Annotated in this window: 13 protein-coding genes; 4 read left to right on the forward strand and 9 right to left on the reverse strand. The window is 44.4% G+C overall.

Translation table 11 applies throughout. The features are described from left to right. The first annotated feature begins 130 nt into the window (after positions 1 to 130). Positions 131 to 796: a GNAT family N-acetyltransferase gene (locus AACX68_RS14265; RefSeq protein WP_228859571.1), complete on the forward strand. Its 666-nt coding sequence runs from the start codon at positions 131 to 133 to the stop codon at positions 794 to 796. A 105-nt stretch (positions 797 to 901) separates the two neighbouring features. Here AACX68_RS14265 and ispH read toward each other — a convergent pair whose 3' ends face one another. From ispH to ribF, 5 genes are all read right to left on the reverse strand, one after another. Then, positions 902 to 1,855 (reverse strand): 4-hydroxy-3-methylbut-2-enyl diphosphate reductase, encoded by a 954-nt coding sequence (gene ispH, locus AACX68_RS14270; RefSeq protein ID WP_228859572.1) that lies wholly within the window; start codon positions 1,853 to 1,855, stop codon positions 902 to 904. Continuing rightward, a complete protein-coding gene (gene fkpB / locus AACX68_RS14275; protein WP_228859573.1) occupies positions 1,836 to 2,306 on the reverse strand; it encodes an FKBP-type peptidyl-prolyl cis-trans isomerase in 471 nt (156 codons plus the stop codon). Before fkpB ends, ispH begins: the two co-directional genes overlap by 20 nt. Before the next feature lie 174 nt (positions 2,307 to 2,480). Then, the gene (gene lspA, locus AACX68_RS14280) at positions 2,481 to 3,008 is read right to left on the reverse strand and encodes a signal peptidase II (protein ID WP_228859574.1); all 528 of its coding nucleotides are present in this window, start codon (positions 3,006 to 3,008) and stop codon (positions 2,481 to 2,483) included. Continuing rightward, positions 3,008 to 5,821 (reverse strand): isoleucine--tRNA ligase, encoded by a 2,814-nt coding sequence (gene ileS, locus AACX68_RS14285; RefSeq protein ID WP_228859575.1) that lies wholly within the window; start codon positions 5,819 to 5,821, stop codon positions 3,008 to 3,010. The genes lspA and ileS overlap by 1 nt, the downstream gene beginning before the upstream one ends. 59 nt (positions 5,822 to 5,880) lie before the next feature. Further along, positions 5,881 to 6,813, reverse strand: coding sequence for a bifunctional riboflavin kinase/FAD synthetase (gene ribF, locus AACX68_RS14290; RefSeq protein ID WP_228859576.1), 933 nt, complete (start codon positions 6,811 to 6,813; stop codon positions 5,881 to 5,883). A 348-nt stretch (positions 6,814 to 7,161) separates the two neighbouring features. Here ribF and rpsT point away from each other — a divergent pair, with 348 nt between their 5' ends. Then, entirely contained in the window at positions 7,162 to 7,422 is a 261-nt protein-coding gene (gene rpsT / locus AACX68_RS14295; RefSeq protein ID WP_092513125.1) for a 30S ribosomal protein S20, read from the forward strand. Positions 7,423 to 7,497: 75 nt separating this feature from the next. Here the strand turns inward: rpsT and nhaR are convergent, their stop codons facing one another. Both nhaR and nhaA read right to left on the reverse strand, forming a co-directional pair. Beyond that, positions 7,498 to 8,418 (reverse strand): transcriptional activator NhaR, encoded by a 921-nt coding sequence (gene nhaR / locus AACX68_RS14300; protein ID WP_099108814.1) that lies wholly within the window; start codon positions 8,416 to 8,418, stop codon positions 7,498 to 7,500. A gap of 207 nt (positions 8,419 to 8,625) precedes the next feature. Continuing rightward, a complete protein-coding gene (gene nhaA, locus AACX68_RS14305; RefSeq protein ID WP_228859577.1) occupies positions 8,626 to 9,810 on the reverse strand; it encodes a Na+/H+ antiporter NhaA in 1,185 nt (394 codons plus the stop codon). A 346-nt stretch (positions 9,811 to 10,156) separates the two neighbouring features. Here nhaA and AACX68_RS14310 point away from each other — a divergent pair, with 346 nt between their 5' ends. Further along, entirely contained in the window at positions 10,157 to 11,002 is an 846-nt protein-coding gene (locus AACX68_RS14310) for a DMT family transporter (protein ID WP_228859578.1), read from the forward strand. A 158-nt stretch (positions 11,003 to 11,160) separates the two neighbouring features. On the opposite strand, the gene dnaJ is transcribed toward AACX68_RS14310, so the two are convergent. Both dnaJ and dnaK read right to left on the reverse strand, forming a co-directional pair. Next, positions 11,161 to 12,294 (reverse strand): molecular chaperone DnaJ, encoded by a 1,134-nt coding sequence (gene dnaJ / locus AACX68_RS14315; protein WP_228859581.1) that lies wholly within the window; start codon positions 12,292 to 12,294, stop codon positions 11,161 to 11,163. 106 nt (positions 12,295 to 12,400) lie between these two features. Continuing rightward, positions 12,401 to 14,314 (reverse strand): molecular chaperone DnaK, encoded by a 1,914-nt coding sequence (dnaK, locus tag AACX68_RS14320; protein ID WP_228859579.1) that lies wholly within the window; start codon positions 14,312 to 14,314, stop codon positions 12,401 to 12,403. A gap of 349 nt (positions 14,315 to 14,663) precedes the next feature. Here dnaK and satP point away from each other — a divergent pair, with 349 nt between their 5' ends. Further along, a complete protein-coding gene (gene satP / locus AACX68_RS14325) occupies positions 14,664 to 15,236 on the forward strand; it encodes an acetate uptake transporter (protein WP_228859580.1) in 573 nt (190 codons plus the stop codon). Positions 15,237 to 15,512: the final 276 nt, after the last annotated feature.

Genomic DNA, 15,512 nt, shown 5'->3' on the forward strand with positions numbered 1-15,512 from the left:
CTATTTCATTGTGATACTCTATTTTGATTTATGTTTTTTTGACAATAAATATGAATGTTTTTTATTGAAATAATAATAAAACAAGGCGAGTAAGCTGAATTATCTTTTATAAAAGAAGGTGGATCATAATATGTTTAGATCAAAATCTTTTAACATACCTCATCCTATAGGTTCAGGTTCTTTAACCCGCTCAAAATCCTTTTCAGAGTTATGGCTAACATCAATTGATATCAGATGTTTTATCACCGTTAGAGAAGTTAAAGCCTCAGATGCACTACATGCAACGAGAATGATAAAAAATAAAACAATGCTTCCTGATTGGAAAGTTGACGATTCTTCTGGCCCGATTAGTTCAGAGCAACAAAGTTGGAATGCAAGATATGATGAGTCACTCGATATATTTGAGGGAATTGAGGAAAATATAGCGGGTTACATTGCTGACTCAAAAAATATTAGTAAATTAGGTATGGTATTTTTTGTTGCTTATTTTATGGGGGTTCCTGTAGGTGTTATGCAGTTATCAATGAAGCATGAGTTACCTCATATTTCTTTGTTGGCAACACACTGTGGTATCCGAGGTTGTGGCCCTTTTCTGGTTGAATATGCAGTCAATAAATCACAGCAGTCAGGCAAAAAAGGAAAACTAAAACTCCAGCCATTTGAGAAAGCAAAGCCAGCGTATATGAAGATGGGATTTATTAACAAAGGTAGAAACCTAGAGTTAGACCCTGCTAAAAGACCGGATAAATGGATATGGGATGGGAATTCTAAGCGTTATACATATAACTTTATTTAAATTACCATTAACGCATTACAAAAACTGTAGCCCCGGCTTTTTGCAAGAAAAATTATTCATGATTAATCAATTAAATTTTCTAATAAAAAGCCGGGACAAATTATCTTAATTGACTTCTTTTACTTCAACACGCAGCTCTTTCGGGACTTCAAAGACAATATTTTCTTCACGCCCATGCAGTTCATTAACTGTTTTAGCTCCCAGATTTTTTAAACGCTCAATGACTTGCTGCACCAGAATATCCGGGGCAGAGGCACCGGCAGTGACGCCAATAGCGCTGATATTATCAACCCACTCTTCTTTAATATCTTCGGCAGAATCAATTAAATAAGCGGGTTTCCCCATGCGTTGTGCCAGTTCAGCCAAACGGTTGGAGTTTGATGAATTTTTGGAGCCTACCACCAGAACAACATCGGCATCGGTTGCCAGATCACGAACCGCTTCCTGACGGTTAGTTGTGGCATAACAGATATCATCCTTACGTGGGCCAATAATATTCGGGAATCGGGTATTAAGTGCATCAATGACATCTGAGGTATCATCTACAGAAAGCGTAGTCTGTGTCATAAAACACAGGTTATTTTCATCCTTGACCTGCAATTTCCACACATCTTCCGGTGACTCCACCAGATACATACCACCTTCAGGGTTGTTATACTGCCCCATTGTCCCTTCTACTTCCGGGTGGCCGGCATGCCCGATCAGAATGGCTTCTTTGCCTTTACGACTCGCCCGGGCAACTTCCATATGTACTTTTGTCACCAGCGGACAAGTGGCATCAAACAACATGGTCAGATTACGGGAGCGGGCTTCTGTACGAATAGCCTGCGAAACGCCATGTGCGGAGAAAATCAGAATTGCACCATCAGGTACATCTGAAATTTCTTCAATAAAAATAGCACCTCGTTCCCTGAGATTATCAACCACATAGCGATTGTGAACGACTTCATGACGAACATAAATCGGAGCGCCATAGAGTTCTAATGCACGCTCAACAATGCTGATGGCACGATCAACACCAGCACAAAAACCACGAGGGTTAGCCAGCAATATTTGCATGGTTTTCCTCCAACTGAGGGTCTATTTCCAACACTTCAATTTCGAAAGTGATGTTTTGTTCAGCCAGCGGATGGTTAAAGTCAACAGTGATGGAACCTTCCGCGACTTCTTTGATAAATCCCGGCATTTCACTGCCGTTCATCGCCGTAAAAAGCATGATAGTGCCGACTTCAGGAATACCTGAATCCGAAAAATCACGAGGCGTGAAGTATTGTACTAAATCAGGGTTATGTTTGCCGAAAACAGTTTCGCCTGCCAGTGTAAATTGATGTTTATCGCCAGTTTTCAGGCCAAGAAGCTGCTGTTCAAGTGGCTCAGAGAGGCTGCCATCACCTAAACGGAATAATGCGGGTTTACCTTGGCTGTGAGTCGAGTCTGCTGTTGAGCCATCATCCAGCTTTAGGGTGAAATGTAATAAAACAGCACTGTGCGCTTGCACCTGAATTGACATATCGCTCAAACCTTTTAATAAAAAACGATTGCAGTTATACCTGTCGTTTTTCTAAGTTGCCTCTTTGTTGACTACGTTCACTGACTTGCCACTGTGATGCAACCTGAAATCCATTAGGTATTGATGGAATGACCAGCCCCGGTTTTATTACCGAGGTTGGTTTCTTATTGTTTTTTAGTGACTATTTTTCGATGATTGCTCTTTCGATGAAGCTTTTTTATCACCCGGGCTGGTAAAACTCTCAATGATGATGAGTGCTGCCCCGATGCAAATTGCAGAATCTGCAATATTAAAGGTAGGCCAGTGCCATTCTCCGACATAAAAGTCGATGAAATCGACAACAAAGCCGTGTACCAGCCTATCGAACAGATTTCCCAGTGCCCCACCAATTACCAAAGCATAAGCGATGTTGCTCAGTTTCTGCTTGGCACTGGAACGATACATCATAACCAGCAATGTGATACAGATGGCAATTGCAATCAATGCAAAGAACCAACGCTGCCAGCCGCCTTTGTCAGCCAGAAAACTAAAGGCTGCCCCAAAGTTCTGTGCATAAGCCAGATTAAAATAGGGTATTAGCGGTATGGATTCATACAGGCTGAAATTTTGCAAGACTAATTGCTTGCTGCCCAGATCCAATATCAATACCACAACAACTAACCAAAGCCAGCGGAGGCCAGTGGAACAAATGGGTTTCTTCATCAGGCAAATTTACGCTCTTCACCGTTACCGGCAACGTTAGTCACACAGCGGCCACAAAGTTCTGCATGTTCCGCTACCAATCCCAAGTCTTTAGCGTAGTGCCAGCAACGTGGGCATTTTTCACCGTTTGCTTTACGGAAGGCAATTTTAAGACCCTGAAGTTCGCTCTGTTGCGCATCATCACCAGCAGTGTCGTACGCAGCAACTTCTGCCTGTGAAGTTAACAGTACAAAACGTAACTCATCTGACAGTTTGTTGAGTGTTCCGGCCAGTGCTTCATCAGCATACAGTGTTACTGAAGCTTCCAGTGAACTGCGGATGTGTTTATCAGCACGAGCCTGTTCCAGAACTTTGTTCACTTCACTACGAATTTCGAGCAGCTCAGCCCAGAAAGTATCGTTCATATCTTCACTATCTGCCAGACCGAACAGGCCATCGTACCACTCTTCGGTCAGAACAAACTGTGCACGTTTACCCGGCAGTTCATTCCAGATTTCATCAGCAGTGAAGGAAAGGATAGGAGCCATCCAGCGAACCAGTGCTTCTGCGATATGATACAGAGCGCTCTGGCAGCTACGACGTGCAACACTGTCGCTTTTCGCGGTGTATTGACGATCTTTGATGATATCCAGATAGAATGAACCCATTTCCACGGAGCAGAACTGCATCAGACGCTGAACAACGGCATGGAAATCGTATTCATCATAGTGTTTGAGGATATCAGCCTGTGCCGCCTGCGCACGACCTACTGCCCAGCGATCCAGAGTCACCATGTCTTCTGCTTTCACCATATGCTGCTCAGGATCGAAACCATTCAGGTTTGCCAGCAGGAAGCGCGCAGTATTACGGATACGGCGGTAAGCATCAGCAGAGCGCTTCAGGATCTCATCAGAAACCGCGATTTCGCCGGAGTAATCGGTTGAAGCCACCCACAGACGCAGAATATCTGCACCCAGCTTGTTCATCACATCCTGTGGACTGACAGTGTTACCGATGGATTTGGACATCTTACGTCCGTGCTCATCAACGGTGAAGCCGTGAGTCAGAACCTGACGGTAAGGAGCTTTGCCTTTAATAGCGGTAGAAATCATTAGCGAAGACATGAACCAGCCACGGTGCTGATCTGAGCCTTCCAGATAAATATCGGCGGAATGACCATTGAATTCCGGACGGGCATCAACAACGGAAGAACAGGTACTTCCTGAGTCAAACCAAACATCCAGTGTATCCTGAGCTTTCATGTAATCTGCCGCTTCATCACCCAGCAGCTCTGACATGTCAAGATCCCACCATGCCTGAATGCCATCCACTTCAACACGTTTAGCAACTTCTTCGATCAGCTCTGGTGTGCGAGGATGCAGTTCCTGTGTTTCTTTATGCAGGAACAGAGACATTGGTACGCCCCATGTACGCTGACGGGAGATACACCAATCCGGGCGATTTTCGACCATGGATTCGATGCGAGCCTGTCCCCAGCCCGGGATCCACTCAACACCTTTGATTTCTTTCAGTGATTGTTCACGCAGGCCTTTCTGATCCATGCTGATAAACCATTGTGGCGTTGCACGGAAGATGATTGGCTTTTTGTGACGCCAGCAGCAAGGGTAGCTGTGCTGAATTTTTGCCAGACTCAGTAATGCGCCTTTTTCTTGCAGCATCTCAACGATGATATCGTTCGCCTTGAACACAAACTGACCATCCAGTGATGGATAAGTTCCGGAGATGTAACAACCATTCGGGCCGACCGGATTTGCGATCTCAAGACCATATTTCAGGCTGATAGTATAGTCATCCGGGCCGTGACCACCGGCGGTATGTACGGCACCTGTACCTGCATCCAGTGTGACGTGATCACCCAGAATTGCAGGAGATTCAAAGCCCATGAATGGGTGGTTGAAGCGCATCAGCTCTAAATCAGCACCAGTGCAGTCGCTCATGACTTCCCATGAAGTGATACCTGCACGCTGCATAACAAATTCGACTAATTCTGCTGCCAGAATCAGGCATTCGTCGTTAACTTTAACCAATTGATAAGTGATTTCTGCGCCCAGTGCAATTGCACGGTTAGCTGGCAGTGTCCACGGTGTGGTTGTCCAGATGACCAGAGAAACTGGCAGATTCTGTGGTTGTACGCCAAATTTGGTGTATACGGCCTGTGCATCAACGGCAGTGAAACGGACATCAATGGAAGGGGACGTTTTATCGTAGTATTCAACTTCCGCTTCAGCAAGGGAAGAACCACAGTCAGTACACCAGTGAACAGGTTTAACACCTTTCAGCAAATGACCATTGCCGATGATACGACCCAGAGCACGAATGATGTCGGCTTCAGTTTTGAAGTCCATGGTCAGGTAAGGTTTATCCCAGTCACCCAGAACACCCAGACGTTTGAAACCCGCTTTTTGTGTTTCGACCTGAGTCATCGCATATTTGCGGCACTCAGCCCTGAATTCGGCGGCGGAAAATTTTTCCCCCGGCTTACCAATAATCTGCTCAACCTTAAGCTCAATCGGTAAACCGTGGCAGTCCCAACCCGGAATATAAGGCGAATCGTAGCCTGATAACCCTTTGGACTTAACAACAATATCTTTGAGAATTTTATTAACTGAGTGACCAATATGAATATCGCCGTTTGCATATGGAGGGCCATCATGCAAAATAAAGCTCTTCTTGCCGGATTTTGCTTTTCTGATGGCCTGATACAAACCTTCTTTGTACCAACGTTTCAACATATCTGGTTCGCGCTTGGCTAAATCACCGCGCATAGGAAACCCTGTTTCCGGTAAATTTAGGGTGTCTTTGTAGTCACTCATTATAGATTCTCAGTTCCAATTTTCCGCTATACCCCCGCTAGTGGGGTTCAAGTAGATGATTAGGATCGCTGCAAAAAGTATTCTCTCGCAGAGACCACATCATTTGCGATTTGCTGTTTAAGCACATCAAGCGAAGCAAATCGCTGTTCATCACGCAATTTCTTGCGCAGTACCACATCAATATGACGCCCGTACAGATCCATTTGGGTATCAATCAGATGTACTTCAAGTTGCTGGCCCTGACCAGAAACGGTAGGGCGATTTCCGATATTGGCAACACCCGGCAAAGGAGTATCACCTAAACCGTAAACTTCAACAGCATAAACTCCCTTCACGGGAGCAACCAGCCGTTTCAGAGGTAAGTTTGCCGTGGGAAAACCAATAGTCCTTCCCAGACGATTACCGTGAACGACCCGGCCACTTATGCTGTAAGGATGCCCTAGTAATGTTTCAGCCAATGTTAGATCATCATGTTGCAATGATTGCCGAATGGCGGTACTGCTGATCCGCAGCCCACTGTCACAAAAGCTGTCTGTACTGGCAACATCAAAGCCGTATTGTTTACCTGCCTGCTGTAGATAGTGAAAATCACCAAGACGGTTTTTACCGAAACGGAAATCATCACCAACCGCCAGAAACTTAACACCCAGTTTTTCCACGAGCAACCGGGAAACAAATGCTTCCGGTGAATTGGCAGCAAAATTTCTGTCAAATTTCACACACAGCAAGTAATCAACACCATACTGGGATAAATATTTTATTTTATCCCGTAGCCGTGTCAGGCGGGCTGGTGCTTTATCTGCGACAAATACTTCCAGTGGCTGCGGTTCGAAAATCATCACCATTGTCGGTAACCCGAGACGCAGCCCTTCTTGCTTCAAATGTTTCAATAAAGCCTGATGCCCGCGATGGACACCATCAAAATTACCAATCGTCAGCACGCAACCATGGTGACGCGCCCGGATATTGTGTATACCGCGAATTAGCTCCATAGCTGGCTCAATACCGTGAAAATTGCCGGATTATACCTTGTACAGCGCACAAGGTTAACCCACGATCACAAAGGGTTTTAATTAATAACCTGATTCATACAATAAAAACAGGTTAGATGCCCGAAAAATATTTAATTTATCGCATTTCTCAGTGATTCATTGAGTTTTTTATTGTGAAAGGCTGTATTCCCTTTCAGTAAGCTGATAAAATCCTGCCCCATCACAACGTAACCAGCGTCGCCGTACAACGACGCTTATTTGCACAAATCCATTGACAAAAGAAGGCTGAACAGGCATATTCCTCGGCCTTTGAATTGTCCTCGATAGAATATATTTGGGAGTTGGACCTTGGCTAATATCAAATCAGCTAAGAAACGCGCCGTACAGTCTGAGAAACGCCGTCAGCATAACGCAAGCCGTCGTTCTATGGTGCGTACTTTTATCAAGAAAGTATACGCGGCAATCGCTGCTGGCGATAAAGAAGCTGCACAGAACGCATTCAATGACATGCAACCAATTGTTGATCGTCACGCCTGTAAAGGTCTGATCCACAAAAACAAAGCAGCACGTCATAAATCTGCTCTGGCAGCGCAAATTAAAGCAATGTAATTCGTTGTTTTAATTATGCTGAAAAAACCGGCTTTTGCCGGTTTTTTTGTATATACCTGATGATGCTGGCTCGTATTATTTCTCTAATCTGTTTTTTAACGGAACATTGAATAAATCAGAGAAATCTTTGTTACATACGCGCTGAACAGCCGGGTGCTGGATCATTCTTTCAGCAAAGATGACATAATACTCTTCCTGTACTGATTCCAGTCTGCCTATCTCAATAATATCGCTGTCAGCAAAAGTATCATTGGCATAGAAAGACGGAGCGATAAAAATAGCATTATGGTACATGCCAAACGCTTTCATTAATGCTGCGTCGTCAAACTCTCCCAATACCTCAACCTCAAGGTTCTTATTGCGTATCCATGTCAGCAGTTTTCTGCCCAGCATTGAACGACGGCCGGGGATCAGTAAACGGCGTTCTTCCAGACATTCAGGGAAAGGTTTTTCCGGGATCGGTTCGCGGCAGTAAAAACTGATGCTGCATTCTCCCAGCTTGACGGAAAATAGACCTTCCTGTTGAGTGGAATCAACCGGGCAATCCGATAAAATCATGTCCAGTTTATGTTGACTGAGTTGTTCAAGCAGCATTTCATGGGTTGATTCAAAGCAACGCAGATGGATTTTCTCATGTTCCACTACTGCGGTTTCTAATACCTTGCTGACCAGACGTTTGGACAGGGCATCAGCGACCCCGACATCAAACAGCAGGTTTGATTCTCTGCTGTAGGTGACGATGTCCAGCATTTCCTGGCTGAGCATAAACATCTTATCAGCATAGCGGAAAATGAGTTGTCCCAGCTCTGACGGAACTAATCCTCTTCCCTGACGCTTAAACAGTTTTCCACCCATGCGTTCTTCCAGCGCCTTAATCTGGCCGGTAATAGTCTGTGGTGTCAGGTATAGAGCTTCAGCAGCCCCGACAACAGAACCTTCTTTACAAACATGCCAAAAGTAGTAAAGGTGGTTAAAGTTTAAATGTGAAACCCGCATATATTTATCCTTGTGTATACCTCACATCTGTACAACAGCCGTGACCTTACGTTTCAGGCTGCCAGATTATGATGCTCTCCTGTTTTCTTCTAATATGAATATCCACGGTACAGCAGGTGAGACGTTATACCGTGAATATTAAGAGGATGAATTAATTTGGAATTGTCTCGATTATGCGCCTAAATTAGTCTATTCGACGGCATTTGGCTATATTTTTTTCTTTGCTAAGACCTTCTTTGGCAGGAGTTTATTGAGCAAACCATAGCCAATAAAAGCAGCGGTGGTCGAGCCAATCAATATCCCTAAACGTGAGTAGGTACTGAAGTCTTCACTAAGACCTTCAAATGCCAGACCGGAAATAAAAATAGACATTGTAAAGCCGATTCCACACAGGACAGAGACTGCAAAGATTTGCTGCATTCCAATTCCTGCCGGTAATTTGGCAATCCCCAGTTTCACTGAGAGCCAGCTAATCAGGAAAATGCCTAACGGTTTTCCGATAAACAGGCCAAGAGCAACACCGACAGGTAACATCCCGCTTAAACCTTCCAGAGAGACTCCTTGTAGTGAAATCCCGGCATTGGCAAAAGCAAAGAGTGGCAGGATTAAATACGCTACCCACGGGTGCAAACCATGCTCAAGTGCTTCGGAAGGTGAGTGACCGTTTTTACAGCGCAGAGGGATCAGAAACCCGACAATCACTCCCGCTAACGTGGCATGAACACCTGATTTAAGGATACAAACCCACAGAATTACCCCAACCACCAAATAAGCGGATGTTTTGGTAACACCTCGCCAGTTCATCCATACCAGCAGCCCTATCATTGCCGCAGCCAGCCCCAGTGCAACTATTGAAACACTTTTGGTGTAGAACAGGGCAATAATAATAATGACCCCTAAATCATCAATAATTGCCAGTGCGAGCAAAAATACTTTTAGCGCTGTAGGTACGCGATTCCCTAAGAGAGCCATCACACCAAGTGCAAATGCAATATCGGTGGCGGCGGGAATTGCCCAACCCTGACGGGTGATTTCATCACTGCCGTTAAAGAGTAGATAAATTAATGCTGGGGCAAGCATACCTCCGACGGCTGCAATGGCCGGAAAAATGGCTTTATCACGGCTGGCTAAAGAGCCTTCCATAAGTTCCCGCTTAACTTCCAGACCCACAATCAGGAAGAAAACAGCCATCAATCCATCATTTATCCATAGTAATAATGGCTTATTGATTTCCAGCGCAGCAAACTGAACTGCAACGGGTAAGTTAAGAAACTGATGATAGATAGTCTGTAATGGCGTATTTGCCATCACCAACGCAATAATGGCAGCAATAATAAGGAGGATCCCTCCTGCTGCTTCTAATTTTAAGAATTGACGAATAATTGCAGTCATAAATTAATAACCTATAAGATGAATTAGGTTGTCGATACTATTGTTGTAGAGACAATAGTTACCTGAATATTGGGTATAAATGTTATTTTTATAAATAATGTGGATATAAATATCGTGATTATGGCTAATGAAGTTATAAATACTACATTAACTTTGATTTCGGAAAAAGTAGATTATTTGTGCTATATGATTCGATATATTCGACTTTATGTATTTTTAACATTGTGTTTTCCGAGGATTACTCGATAGAAATTAAGTTTGACTAACTTGGGGATTTATGGAGGATGATTTATTAACTTAATAAAAACTAATCAATAACAATAAAAAAACAAAGGTAAATACGATTATGGAAACACTAGTATTATTTGCCGTTCTTGGAGCTGCTTTATTACACGCTAGTTGGAATGCAGTGATAAAAGTGAGTGCTGATCGATTTTTGGGAATTACACTTATCGCGTTTTTTTCCGGGTTAATCTCAACCTTGGGGTTATTCTGGGTTGGATTACCGACAATCAGCTCCCTGCCGTGGTTAATATTATCTTGTGTACTGCAAATTGGTTATTGCCTGTTTTTAAGCCGTTCTTATGAAATGGGAGACTTAAACCAGATCTATCCCATAGCCAGAGGATGTGCGCCGCTTATTACTGCTTTGCTGAGTTGGGTTATTTTACAGGAAACGTTACCACCTTTAGCGATGCTGGGTGTTGGTTTAATTATTGTTGGCGTCATTTTTATTGCATTTCCTTATGGGAAGAAATCTCTCCGACTGGATCGCAGAGCATTGATTGCAGCGATTACAACTTCTGTTTTTACTGCCTGTTACACATTGGTTGATGGCGTGGGTGCCCGTGCCAGTGATAATGCCCTGACTTATATTCTGTGGCTGTTTGCTGTCTATGGCTGGGTAATGGGTGGGATGATGTATTTCAAATACAGAAATACTGTCAGACAAAGTATTCGCCAATATTGGAAACCAGGGCTTCTTGGTGGATTCATGCAACTAGTCAGCTATGGTATTGCCATTTGGGCAATGAGCCATGTTCCTATTGCACTGGTCGCTGCATTACGCGAAACCAGCATATTATTTGCCATGCTATTATCGGTTTTCATCTTACGGGAACCGTTTAGCAAAATGCGATTGCTGGCTTGTGTTGTGATTGTCAGTGGGGTTGTCGGAATGAAATTAGGGTAGGGGATGATTCTAATTTGTCGGGGACATTTATTGTCTTTTAAGTTATTTTTTGTTGGCTAAGAACATTCGCTCCAGTCACACAGTTATTTTATCTATGTGACTGGAGAATTAAAACCAGCTTTTGGCTGAGTAAATTCGTTCCTGACAAATAAACTAAATTACTTAGTCAAATCATCAAAAAACTTTTTCACGCCATCAAGGAAGCTTTTGGAGCGTGGGCTATTGGTTTCCCCACTTTTTCCGCCAAAAGATTCGCCCAGTTGGCGCATCAGCTCTTTTTGTTCTTCGTTCAGTTTAACCGGAGTTTCCACGACAACACGGCACAGTAAATCGCCTTGTGCACCGCCACGAACGGATTTAACACCTTTGCCTTTCATGCGGAACAATTTGCCGGTCTGAGTTTCCGCCGGGATTTTCAGGCTGACGCGACCATCAAGAGTCGGTACTTCAATTTCGCCACCCAGTGCTGCGGTTGCAAAGTTGATTGGCACTTCACAATAAAGGTTGCTGCCATCACGTTCGAAGATGTGGTGCGCTTTAACCTGAACCTGAACGTACAAATCACCTGCCGGAGCGCCGTGTTCGCCGGCTTCACCCTCACCACTTAAGCGAATACGGTCACCGGTATCGACACCTGCCGGGATTTTAACGGACAGTGTTTTGTATTTTTCAACGCGACCGTGACCGTGGCATTTGTTACATGGTTCTTTGATGATTTTTCCACGACCATGACATTGAGGACATGGCTGCTGAACAGTAAAGAAGCCCTGACGCATATGTACCTGACCAGCACCCTGACAGGTCGAACAGGTTTCCGGGCTGGTGCCTGCTTTTGCGCCACTGCCATGACAGCTCTCACAGGATTCCAGTGTTGGGATGCGGATCTCTTTGGTCACACCACGGACAGCTTCTTCCAGTGTCAAGTCCATGCTGTAGCGCAGGTCAGAACCACGGCTTGGGCGTTGTTGACGACGGCCACCACCGAAAATATCTCCGAAAACGTCACCAAAGATATCGCTAAAGTCCGCTCCACCGAAACCACCGGCGCCGCCACCCATACCACCTTGTTCAAAGGCGGCATGACCATATTGGTCATAAGCTGCGCGCTTCTGAGAGTCAGTCAGGATCTCATATGCTTCTTTAATTTCTTTAAATTTGGCTTCAGCTTCTTTATCACCCTGATTACGGTCAGGATGGAATTTCATAGCCAATCGCTTATAGGCTTTCTTGATCTCTTTTTCATCAGCGGTCTTGGAAACACCCAAAACCTCGTAGTAGTCTTTTTTTGCCATCGTATTGTTTACCCCTAACACGCACAAACGGGCGTAGAGTGTTACCTCAACGCCCGTGCTAGTTAACAAGTAACAGGCGTCCTGTTACTTTGCCCGCTAAGGGCTATTATTTTTTGTCTTTAACTTCTTCGAATTCAGCGTCTACAGCGTCGTCATCTTTCTTCGCGGCGTTGCCTGCATCTGCATCAGCTGCGCCTGCCTGAGCCTGCTGCTGTGCGATTTCCAGAAGTTTCTTGGATGCTTCAACCAGAGCCTGAATTTTCGCTTCGATTTCAGCTTTATCTTCACCTTTCGCCGCAGTTTCCAGCTCAGCAACAGCTTTCTCGATAGCGGTTTTTTCGTCAGCAGTCAGTTTGTCGCCAGCTTCTTCAACTTGCTTACGAGTGCCGTGAACCAGTTGGTCTGCCTGATTGCGAGTCTGAACCAGCTCTTCGAACTTACGGTCAGCTTCTGCGTTAGCTTCTGCATCACGTACCATTTGCTGGATTTCTTCTTCATTCAGACCAGAAGATGCTTTAATGGTGATGTTCTGCTCACGACCAGAGTTTTTGTCTTTCGCAGAAACGTGCAGGATACCATCGGCATCGATGTCGAAAGTCACTTCGATCTGAGGCATACCACGAGGTGCTGGCTGAATGCCGTCCAGGTTGAACTGACCCAGAGATTTGTTATCGCTGGAACGCTTACGCTCACCCTGCAATACGTGGATAGTTACCGCAGACTGGTTGTCTTCTGCTGTAGAGAATACTTGGCTGTGCTTAGTTGGGATAGTGGTGTTCTTCGTAATCAGAGAAGTCATCACGCCACCCATGGTTTCGATACCCAGAGACAGTGGAGTTACGTCCAGCAGCAGAACGTCTTTCACGTCACCAGCCAGTACACCGCCCTGAACTGCCGCACCCATTGCAACTGCTTCATCTGGGTTAACGTCTTTACGTGGTTCTTTACCGAAGAAATCCGCAACAGCTTTCTGAACCATTGGCATACGAGTCTGACCACCAACCAGAATGACATCCTGAATGTCAGATACAGACAGGCCAGCGTCATTCAGTGCAACTTTCAGTGGCTCGATAGAACGTTTCACCAGATCTTCAACCAGAGATTCCAGTTTTGCACGGGTTACTTTAACGTTCATGTGCTTAGGACCGGTTGCGTCTGCAGTGATGTATGGCAGATTCACGTCAGTCTGCTGAGCGGAAGACAGCTCGATTTTCGCTTTTTCTGCTGCTTCTTTCAGACGCTGCATAGCCAGTGGGTCGTTACGCAGATCGATACCTTGTTCTTTCTTAAACTCATCAACCAGGTAGTTGATCATACGGCTGTCGAAGTCTTCACCACCCAAGTGAGTATCACCGTTGGTTGCCAGAACTTCATACGTTTTTTCGCCGTCAACTTCGTCGATTTCGATGATAGAGATATCGAAAGTACCGCCACCCAAGTCGTAAACTGCGATAGTACGGTTACCAACTTCTTTATCCAGACCATAAGCCAGAGCTGCCGCAGTTGGTTCGTTAATGATACGTTTAACTTCCAGACCTGCGATACGGCCCGCATCTTTAGTTGCCTGACGCTGTGCATCGTTGAAATAAGCAGGAACAGTGATAACTGCTTCTGTTACTGGCTCACCCAGATAGTCTTCTGCGGTTTTCTTCATTTTTTTCAGGACCTCAGCAGAAACCTGAGGTGGTGCCATTTTCTGGCCTTTTACTTCCAACCATGCGTCACCGTTGTCTGCGTTGGTGATTTTGTATGGCATGATAGCAACGTCACGCTGAACTTCTTCGTCCTGAAAACGACGGCCAATCAAGCGCTTGATGGCAAACAGGGTGTTTTGCGGGTTAGTAACAGCCTGACGTTTAGCTGGTTGACCAACCAGAGTTTCACCATCCTGAGTATATGCGATGATTGAAGGGGTTGTACGATCACCTTCGCTGTTTTCAAGCACACGTGCTGTTGTGCCGTCCATAATTGCTACACAAGAGTTGGTAGTTCCCAAGTCGATACCAATGATTTTACCCATCTAAACGCCTCCACAAAGAATTCATATATTCGGTCAAGTTACTACGCTATATGAGGATGAATGTTTTCTTTTCAATGGCACTGTCTGCCAGAAATTCCTCATTGTATGTTTTCAGCCGTTACTGAAGTGTCAGTAGTAACTGTAGTTGAGACTTAGATGGGGTCATTCAGCTCAGCATCAAGGGGGAGATCGAAAAAAAATTGAGATTTAATAAAAAAATTTTTCTGAGGGCATTGTGTAGTTGATGCCATCACATTATGATCCGCCGCCTTTTATGGTTTTCTGGCATAGAAAAGTGCTATGAAAATCTTTTTTAATATTTTGTTTTATTTGAATTTATAGGGAAAATATGAGTTCTAATCAGTTGGCGAACCCAGGCCCATTGGGTTTGATGGGTTTTGGCATGACAACCATTTTATTGAATCTGCATAATGCGGGTTTTTTCCCATTAGCGTCTGTTATTTTAAGTATGGGAATTTTTTATGGTGGTTTGGCTCAGGTGCTGGCAGGCATCATTGAGTACAAAAAAGGAAATACATTCGGTGCAACTGCATTTACTTCTTACGGAATGTTCTGGCTGAGTCTGATTGGTGTGCTGTTCCTGCCAAAAATGGGTCTGGCAGAAGCAACCAGCCCTGAGTTCCTCGGCGTTTATCTTGCGCTGTGGGGGATTTTCACGCTGTTTATGTTCTTTGGCACTCTGAAAGCTAACCGCACTTTGCAGTTCATTTTCGGTAGCCTGACTGTACTGTTCGCTCTGCTGGCGATTGGTAACATCACTGGTAACGCCAGCCTTCTGACTTTTGCTGGTTTTGAAGGTGTGATTTGTGGTGCAAGTGCTTTCTATCTGGCAATGGCTGAAGTTCTGAATGAACAGTATGGCCGTACCATTCTGCCAATTGGTGAGAAAAAACACGCCTGATATCAGCTATAATTAGCTGACTGGTAAAAAGGAACAGGATGAGTCGTTTTACTCATCCTGTTTTTTTTATTCGGTTATGAATAAAAGCTATGGGAAATACCGGGTTTTATAATTACATCTATTTTAATTTCTATATTTATATTGAATTCTATTTAATTAATTACAAAGCCATTATATCCCATGTTGGAAAAATATGAGTTAATAAAAAACTTTAGTGTTAATTGTTACATGTGCTACTGATTTATATAAAAAACTCTATGGATAGACTCAATAAAC

This window comes from Xenorhabdus sp. PB61.4 (genome assembly GCF_963894935.1).
Lineage (GTDB): Bacteria > Pseudomonadota > Gammaproteobacteria > Enterobacterales > Enterobacteriaceae > Xenorhabdus > Xenorhabdus stockiae.